At 39.4% G+C, this 8,679-nt stretch carries 11 protein-coding genes; 1 reads left to right on the top strand and 10 read right to left on the bottom strand.

Annotation, left to right across the window (positions count from 1 at the left end):
• Positions 1 to 211: 211 nt before the first annotated feature.
• The 8 genes from R7E42_RS23500 to R7E42_RS23460 form a co-directional block, all read right to left on the bottom strand.
• Positions 212 to 712, bottom strand: coding sequence for a hypothetical protein (locus R7E42_RS23500; protein WP_318073036.1), 501 nt, complete (start codon positions 710 to 712; stop codon positions 212 to 214).
• A gap of 317 nt (positions 713 to 1,029) precedes the next feature.
• Positions 1,030 to 1,677, bottom strand: coding sequence for an HAD family hydrolase (locus R7E42_RS23495; protein WP_010448839.1), 648 nt, complete (start codon positions 1,675 to 1,677; stop codon positions 1,030 to 1,032).
• Between the two features lie 138 nt (positions 1,678 to 1,815).
• Complete coding sequence (locus tag R7E42_RS23490) at positions 1,816 to 2,364, bottom strand: hypothetical protein (protein WP_318073035.1); 549 nt, start codon at positions 2,362 to 2,364, stop codon at positions 1,816 to 1,818.
• A gap of 76 nt (positions 2,365 to 2,440) precedes the next feature.
• Positions 2,441 to 3,253: a hypothetical protein gene (locus R7E42_RS23485; protein WP_052147627.1), complete on the bottom strand. Its 813-nt coding sequence runs from the start codon at positions 3,251 to 3,253 to the stop codon at positions 2,441 to 2,443.
• 575 nt (positions 3,254 to 3,828) lie between these two features.
• Positions 3,829 to 4,365, bottom strand: coding sequence for a GNAT family protein (locus R7E42_RS23480; protein ID WP_318073034.1), 537 nt, complete (start codon positions 4,363 to 4,365; stop codon positions 3,829 to 3,831).
• Positions 4,366 to 4,508: 143 nt separating this feature from the next.
• On the bottom strand, positions 4,509 to 4,868 hold the full coding sequence (locus tag R7E42_RS23470) for a hypothetical protein (protein WP_222808764.1): 360 nt from the start codon (positions 4,866 to 4,868) through the stop codon (positions 4,509 to 4,511).
• A 175-nt stretch (positions 4,869 to 5,043) separates the two neighbouring features.
• The gene (locus R7E42_RS23465) at positions 5,044 to 5,379 is read right to left on the bottom strand and encodes a zinc ribbon domain-containing protein YjdM (RefSeq protein ID WP_262666997.1); all 336 of its coding nucleotides are present in this window, start codon (positions 5,377 to 5,379) and stop codon (positions 5,044 to 5,046) included.
• Positions 5,380 to 5,632: 253 nt separating this feature from the next.
• Entirely contained in the window at positions 5,633 to 6,040 is a 408-nt protein-coding gene (locus tag R7E42_RS23460; protein WP_054577321.1) for a hypothetical protein, read from the bottom strand.
• A 244-nt stretch (positions 6,041 to 6,284) separates the two neighbouring features.
• On the opposite strand from R7E42_RS23460, the gene R7E42_RS23455 reads away from it, so the two are divergent.
• The gene (locus R7E42_RS23455) at positions 6,285 to 6,608 is read left to right on the top strand and encodes a hypothetical protein (protein WP_318073033.1); all 324 of its coding nucleotides are present in this window, start codon (positions 6,285 to 6,287) and stop codon (positions 6,606 to 6,608) included.
• A gap of 210 nt (positions 6,609 to 6,818) precedes the next feature.
• Here R7E42_RS23455 and R7E42_RS23450 read toward each other — a convergent pair whose 3' ends face one another.
• Positions 6,819 to 7,235, bottom strand: a complete 417-nt coding sequence (locus tag R7E42_RS23450; RefSeq protein ID WP_318073031.1) for a hypothetical protein — start codon at positions 7,233 to 7,235, stop codon at positions 6,819 to 6,821.
• A gap of 203 nt (positions 7,236 to 7,438) precedes the next feature.
• Positions 7,439 to 8,572, bottom strand: coding sequence for a hypothetical protein (locus tag R7E42_RS23445; RefSeq protein ID WP_318073030.1), 1,134 nt, complete (start codon positions 8,570 to 8,572; stop codon positions 7,439 to 7,441).
• Positions 8,573 to 8,679: the final 107 nt, after the last annotated feature.

Genomic DNA, 8,679 nt, shown 5'->3' with positions numbered 1-8,679 from the left:
AGCCAATAACCTTATTAATCGTCCTAGAAACTGGTGTCAAAATTTCTTCTAAGATATCGGATATCACTCTTTCCTCCGTAGACACATAACGCCCAATTAAGGTGTGAACCACGCTACCACTACCCTAAAATTGGACGCCGTAAACACTAAACTTAACCCAAACCAAAACTGCCAAGCGTGGTGAATCACTCTTAAATTGTTTGTTATATTATTAGTCGATAGTCTCAATGTCTGTGAATAGTTCCTCGAAAAAGTCACGGAATAATTTTAAGCAATGGAGCGTAAACCCTTTTTCAATTACTACTTTATCTTGGTTTTTCAACGATAAGTAATTTGACTGATTAATATAATTAACTATTTCTTGATTATTACTTTTTATTAACCCGTCTCGGTGAACAAAAGCATTTCTAATTTGTTGAACTTTCTTGATCTCCTCCCATTCAGGAGTTTGAGATGGAAAGTTAATTTGTGCCACTTTTTCAAGATATTTCTTTGACTTGTCAATTATTCCATGAGAAGACAAGTCAGCTAACTTTATGGGATTAGTAAGATGATGTTCGTAAATAGAACAGATTTGATTGAGCCCATTTTCAAGCAATGTATAAATACTGATCAGCTCAGATTTCCTCTGTATTGATGGAAGTTTATCAGCTAATTCCCAGTATTCATCGCTCATGTACTCCAAGTACTCTTCAGCCTGATCTTGATCCATTGTTGCAGCGATATTTTTATGGCGATCTTCAAATGCTTTTACTTCATCATTTAGTAAACTCTCTACTTGATCGGAGTGCTGTCTACTTGATCGGAGTGCTGCATGTAACTATCTAGTTCAGAAAGAATTCCACTTTTTACAAAAGTAAACCTCATCTTATGTGAAATCATGTACCTACCTCATTTTTCATGAATAATATAACGCCGCATTAAGGTGTGAACAACGCGACCACGAAACTCAACCTTACCGCCGTAAACACTGAACTCAACGATGGAATTAAAAGTGCCAAGCGTTGAGAATCACTCTTAAATGCTTTGTTATACGAACATTTCATCGTACACACTGATAGATCTTAATGCGCCGCTTAAGTCATTTTTTCCATTAAACTCATGCCTAACGGCAATAACGTCACAACCACTAGATTTACCTGCGCTAATGCCTGCTGTTGAATCTTCGAACACTATTGTATGTTCAGGTGATACATCTAAATTTGCGAGTGCAAGATTATAAGCTTCAGGATCAGGTTTATGCTTGGTTACATGCTCTTGGGTAATAACAAGATCAAAAGCTGTTTCTAACTGCAATGAAGTCAAAATATTTTCAACCATCCATGTTGCTGCCGAGCTGACAACACCACATTTTTTCCCTGCTTTTTTCAAGTGTTCAATATACGCTTTAGCTCCTGCATTCAACTCAAGTTCGTCGTTTAACATCAGTTCGTAGTGAGCTCGAAAATAACGATTAAACTCGCCTAGATCTGGTGAAATGCCCGCATGAGTAAAAAAGTGACCAGTCACAACCTGCCAACTTTCACCCATAACGTCTTTATATATATTGTGATCAACTTGAGCGCCGTAATCTGCACAAGCCAATGCTAGAGCTTTACCCTTTAATGGCTCTGAATTTACTAACGTTCCGTCCATATCGAACAGATAAACTTCATAATCTTTCAATTTGTTCTCCATGTTAAATTTTGCGAGTTCGTATAACGCCCTGTTAAGGTGTGAGCAACGCAATACCGATGCCGCCGCATACCGCCTTAAACACTAAACGCAACGCATAGCGAAAATGCCACGCGTTGCGAATCACTCTTAAACAGTTTGTTATGTTTCTTGGTATTGTTTGGTTACTTCTACCTGAGCGATTTTTTGGAAAATTGAAATTTTCTCTCGAGCTTTACGAACCATATTGTCAATTAGGTCGACTTCTTGTTGATTCTTTCTCAGGTATACAAATGCTTCTACGGCAGAGAACATTTGAAAAGCTGGAACTCTGATATTGTCTTCCGAGAGTAACTGAACTTCGTTAAACGCCCTGATATATTCTTTACAAGCAATTGAATCAGGCGTTGAGCATGTATACAAATGACTTTGGATAAGTTCCTGGGATTGCACTAATAGCTCGAGGTATTTTTCCTTTTTCTCTTGCTGCAAGCGGTAGAAGAGCTCACGTTTAAACTTATCATTTTCGTGTTTCTGGCTCTTCACTAAACCAACATAGCCAGAGATAGCAGCGATTGCCGCTCCAAGACCAATTTTAATCGCGGTATCTACGACTGTAACCCAACTATCTACCATAAGAACCCCAAAATTCTCGATTGAAACATAACGCCCTGTTAAGGGGTGAGCAACGCAATACTGAAGTTCCCGCATACCACCTTAACCCCTAAACCTAACGCATAGTAAAAATGCCAAGCGTTGCGAATCACTCTTAAACAGATTGTTATGTTTAATTATTTAAGTGCTTATCTATTGATAAACAAAGTTCATCACATCTATTTACTAACTCAATCAACGCGTCTTTCGTTATTGATACAGGACTACCATCTTTATCATACCCTGCTCGATGTACACAATGATGCCTAACTTCCACCGCCTTAAACAACCACCCAAGCTCCTCCATTTGGTAGTTTAATATTGCGCTATACATTTCCTTAGCTTTAGCAACATTATGGAAAATAAGGTCTTTTAGATGCTTAGATACCGTGTCATTTAGGTTTTCTTTTTGGTGATATATTTCCTTTAAGCTAAACGTTCGCTTCGAAAGTTCTTTGTCATTTTCCACAAGTTTACGCATTAATTTGGGGTTACGTGATACCTGATAAATGAACTGAGATGACAAGTAACCCTCGGTAGCCGAGATGATATGAGCAAATAACATTACATAGAGGCTAAACTTGGCATCAGGGTTACATGGTAGGGCTAATATGTCGTTTACACTTCGAATATGGTTCTCAAATACTTTGTATTGATTAGATTGAGCATCATCCCCTTCAATGAAGGGTATTTCAACGTCAGATATATCGAGATACAAGAAATCGTGCCCATCTAACTGATCTTGGATTTTATCTAAGACCTCAGGATCAGACTCTTCAGAAAACTGCATGATATAGCCGTACAGAAAGCCATCATCATTCGTCTCTTCGGAGATATCCCAATCAAGGAGTTCTAGCTCTTCCAAGCTTATACCAAGTAGTTTTGAGAAATATCTATCTCTATCGGCAAGTTGAATATCATAGAGCTCTTCTTTTGCACGCCCCATCGAAGCCTCCTATTAAACATAACGCCCAGTTAAGGGGTGAACAACGTAATACAAAAGCCGCTGCATACCGCCTTAAACACTAAAACCAACGCATAGTATAAATGCCACGCGTTGTGAATCCCTCTTGAACTGTTTGTTAGGCTAATTTTACGCTCGCTATTCGCCAGTAGCCTACAAGAACGGCCAATACAATCCATTGTGTTAAATACCATAGATAATACGATGCTTGACTATCAATTAAGTAAAAATAAATTACTAGTCCGAAACTCGTGAACACCGAAAAGACATATAGAAACCATAGTGCTACAAAAACGTTATTGTTGAACTCAGAAAGCTTCTCTCTCCTATCTATACCTGAGAGAAATATAAGCCCAAAACCAATAATGCAGCCTACTCCAAGCTGGAAAAATGAAAGCGGAACCAAAACCCAAAGTGACATCTTTATCTCCCTGATTAGCCTAACGCCCTGTTAAGGTGTGAGCAACGCTATACCAAGCTCCCGCATACCACCTTAATCACTAAGACCAACGCATAGTAAAAATGCCACGCGTTGCGAATCACTCTTAAACAGTTTGTTATGCCTTACCCCACTCGGCTCGAAGGACTGCCAAAACAACCGTATCCCACCACTGTCCTTTGAAAAAACGATGCTCCATAAAATGTGCTTCTTGACGCATACCCAGAGACTTACAGAGCTTAATAGCTGGCAGGTTTTTACTGATTGTCTCCGCATAAATGCGGTGAACTCCCAACTCCGAGAACCCAAAATCTGCCAGAGCCAAGGCGGCTTCATGACTTAACTTATTACCTTGAGAGGCTCTCGAAAATGCACACCCCATCGAAGCCTGCTGATTGTCCTCTAGCCGTAAACAAACAGTCCCAACGAGCTCACCTGACACCTTACACTCGACAGCTAATTGGTATGATCTTCTTGGCCTCTCAGAAGCCTGAGCGATAAACAAGCTTGTTAACTCTCGGTATTTATTAGGGTCACAATCGCCTTCGTCATAGAAACGCTGATATTTAGCATCCTGAGACATAGCAACAAAAGCATCTTCATCGTTCAGAGTCATATCCCTAATAATCAGACGCTTAGTCTCGAGTTTAAACATCGAAAGTTCCTTTTCCTTGTGAGGCATAACGCCCTGTTAAGGTGTGAGCAACGCAATACCGATGCTGCCGCACACCACCTTAAACACTAAAGTCAACGCATAGTAAAAATGCCACGCGTTGTGAATCACTCTTAAACAGTTTGTTATGCGCTTTGCTCCACTAATTCAGCTGTTCCAATACAAGCGACTCGTCCTTCAATATCAGTAACTATATCTCCGGAGAACTGATGATTAAGTTGAACTTGAACATTAGGTAGGCCTATTGGTGCAATATTAATTAAGTACCCATCTTTTATGGTTTCCACTACGTATTTATGCTCGCCAGAAACTTTAAGCTCAGATAGAACGACACCTAAATTGCTATCGATTACCTCTGCACATGACGCAGATAAACTGAAAACACATTCCCCCGACTCGCCTGAATTGGGAGCTAACAACATGAAACCCACATGTCTACCATCTATTGTTTTCAATACCATTGCTTTTGGTAGTTCATTATCCATACATCCCTCGATATTTAAATGCACTAGCGCATAACGCCGCATTAAGGTGTGAGCAACGCTACCACAAAACTTAGCCAGACCATCGTAAACACAAAACCCACGATGGAATGAAAAATGCCAAACGTTGGGAATCACTCTTAAATGCTTTGTTATGGCGATACTTAACTTCGCGAGCCTAAGCTTTTTTCACGAACGCCGCTGTTACCATCATTTCTCCAGCACCATCGACCTTGCAGTCGAGTTGGTGGTCTTTACTATCAAAAATACGCCTGACAACTGCTTTTGTACCGATTTTCAACACCAGGGAGCTACCTTTAACTTTAAGATTTTTTGCCAAAGTAACTCTGTCACCCTCGGCTAACAAAGTACCATTTGCATCCTTAACATTAATAAGTTCATCTTGGGCAACTTCATCAGGGTTCCACTCAAACGCACACTCCGGACAAACCAAGTTAGCTTGATCTTGATACACATACTCAGACTGACAATTTGGACAAGGAGGGAATGACATAAACTTTCAACTTTTCGATTAACAGTTGATATATGATAAGTTGATAACGCTCGATTAGCGAGAGGCATGGCACTATATTTAGTAATACCAACTGTGCTACCTAACTCGAATTATTCCGAAAGCCATAACGCCCTGCTAAGGGGTGAGCAACGCAATACGAAAGCCACCGCAAACCACCTTAATCACCAAAATCAACGCATAGTAAAAATGCCACGCGTTGCGAATCCCTCTTGAGCAGTTTGTTAGCTGTGTTTTACAACACGAGCTTTGCTCCCAACATACCAAGAGCTGCGATAGCTACCATCGTAAACCAAAGGTAAATCATAAAAGATAGGGATAACGAAAATAAACCTCTCACAGCTTTATCTGAGTTTGCACCTTCATCGTGCTGTAAGAAGTACGCTAGTTCTGCTGTAGGTATTGATCCAGCAAAGCTCTTAAATTTGAACTTTACCATCATCAAGCCCATTGAGACTGGAAGACTAGATACTAATAAAATGATTCCCACCGAAATCCAGACATTCTCAGGGGATTCATTACCTAAAACTACTGCTGCCCCGATCAACACTAAAAGCATTCCCAGAAAGCCCTTAAAAGATGACAACAATGAGTCTCTTGTTTTTATATACAGCCAGAATAGCGGCTTATCGAATTTTCTCATTTTTTCCTCAAACAGCTAACGCCCTGCTAAGGGGTGAGCAACGCAATACCGATGCCGCTGCATACCACCTTAATCACTAAAATCAACGCATAGTAAAAATGCCACGCGTTGCGAATCCCTCTTGAGCAGTTTGTTAGTCGCGAGGCACCGAGCGACAATTTTAAGCCGAACCAAACTTTGCAAACAACAAACTTTATGTGCTTTGATTCATTTAAATCAGGCGTAGTCTCAAAGCGGCTAGTCAATGAAACCACTTGGAACAAACAACGCCGCAGAAAACGGACTGACAACACCAAAAAACGCTTTTGGAAAACCAATCTCACAGTGCGGACTTTCAACAAAGTCACTGAAACCACGTGGAACTTACCACACCAGAGAAAACGTCATTTCAGCGAGTAAATCTGCTTTTGTAACAACAAATTCAACGAGCGGAGTTGCAACCAAAAACAAACTCTCGATTGCCCTGCTATGTCAGCACCAAAGAACAAAACAACCGCGAGGACACTTGCAAAACTTTGGACTTAAAACAGCTGAAAATGAGTTTGGACCAACGACGATGAACCTGTGAGCCGAACAATCAGCAGCCAAATTTTGAGCTTAGAAACATGATTTTGATTGCTAGCTTTTTCTGGCGACTAACGCCCTGTTAAGGTGTGAGCAACGCAATACCAAAGCTTCCGCATACTACCCTAACCACTAAAACCAACGCATAGCAAAAATGCCAAGCGTTGCGAATCACTCTTAAACAGATTGTTATGTGTTGATGTTTATGTGGCAGCTATTTTCTATCACGACAGATATAAAACTCATTTTTAGCGTTCAGTAATAATGCACTGTCCACACTTTCACCAATTAGTTCCGCTGAGTATTTATTAATTGACTTACCACTATATTCGATAGTAATAGCTTTTTTGGTGCCAGCTTCAGTTTCACTCCAATCTGTAAACAGGTAATAAGTTCCACCTTCTACGTGAGTTCTCTCTATGTTGTGCTTAAAAGTTAAAGGCTTTCCATTTTTGTAGCTATGTTTTTCAATTACAGCATTGCTCATGAGTGTAAATGAAACCGTCGACACGGATAAAATGGGATCTTGACACAATTCCAACGTAATAATCTCATTTTCATTCATTTGAATAGCATTCGCAGGAGTATGAAATAGAAGAATTATCGTGGAAAAAAGAACACTGTACTTCATAGTAATATTACCGATTTTCCTTTCAAATTATTATGATGCATATTATCAATACCTTGTAGCTACAAATTTGGCGAAAACACATAACGCCCTGTTAAGGTGTGAGCAACGCAATACCAAAGCCACCGCATACCACCTAAAATACTAAACGCAACGCATAGTAAAAATGCCACGCGTTGCGAATCACTCTTAAACAGATTGTTAGCTTAGTTAAACGACTTTTCCTCAAAAACAAACCCATTACTATTTGAGAATGATTCAAGTAGTGGTGCCAAGCCTACAACACAACGAGCATTTTCATCCACTTTTTTGAGACTATAATAGTCCTCAGCAATAGCATCAAAATATATACGAATCATGTAGTTTTGGGCGATATGGTTACTCATTTCATGAGCATTGCTCAATAAATTATAAACATCATCTGTATAGCGATTAACTGATTCTACACCTAGTGCCTCCATATCAGATCTCAGTCGGATACCGAATGCCAAAATGTATAAGTATTCTATGTCAGCGCCGCTCATTTTTAGGTTATGTACTTGAGATAAGGCAATAAGGAATGATACCTGTTGCGTCCCCAATAATTTTTTGCTCATGGGTAGTGGTAAAACTGAGCTTGATATACCAATAAACTCAAGAATAGAAGCAACAATGCTTCGCAACTGATTTATCACCTCTGTTATATGATAAATATTAATAACTTTTTTTTCATGATAACAAACATCCCCGAAGCCATGCTCATTTAACTCTAGGTTACACATAGTCATTAGTTCATCTAGATCGGAGAAAAACCCTTTACAGTCAGGGCGATTTAAATCATTTAGGTCTTCTATCATTGTATTTAAGAAAGACACAGCATCTTGTGCAAAGGCACTTTCTGTGTGGCTCATATGATAAATGCAATTTCCTATTCTATTATTGGGGAAAACCTTTTTGTATAAAGTATTGATATCTCTAAATTTAAACTTCATATCCGGATGATTATTTAAATCGAGTAATAGTTCTTTAAACAACTCTTTATGAACTTGATACTGCTGAAACTGTAGAGTCTCCATTTCCCTTTTTTTAAGCTCTTGGTTAAATTTCCTATTCTTTATGTGGTCGTAAGCTAAGAATGCGAATGTTCCAACCGTACCTATAGCCGCTACAAAAGTTGAAACGGCACCAAACCACATAGCCCAGTTACCAAACTCAGGGGTATTAAAATAGTCATTTCCAGAAGATACTGACTCTGGAAAAAAGCCATAACTCAAAAAAATCGGGTAAAAATAGCCACCGAGAAAAACTCCCATAAACCCAACAAAAACAGAAAATATAACTAACAAAAAGAACTTAACCACAAAAACCTACTATGTACTTTATAAACTACGCTAACGCCTTGTTAAGGTGTGAGGCACGCAATAGCGAAGCCGCCGCATAACACCTTAACCACTAAAACTAACGCATA

It is taken from the genome of Vibrio sp. Vb1337 (assembly GCF_033338715.1).
Lineage (GTDB): Bacteria > Pseudomonadota > Gammaproteobacteria > Enterobacterales > Vibrionaceae > Vibrio > Vibrio alginolyticus.
Note: the sequence above shows the minus strand (reverse complement) of the source record. Positions and strands in the feature narration are given on the sequence as shown.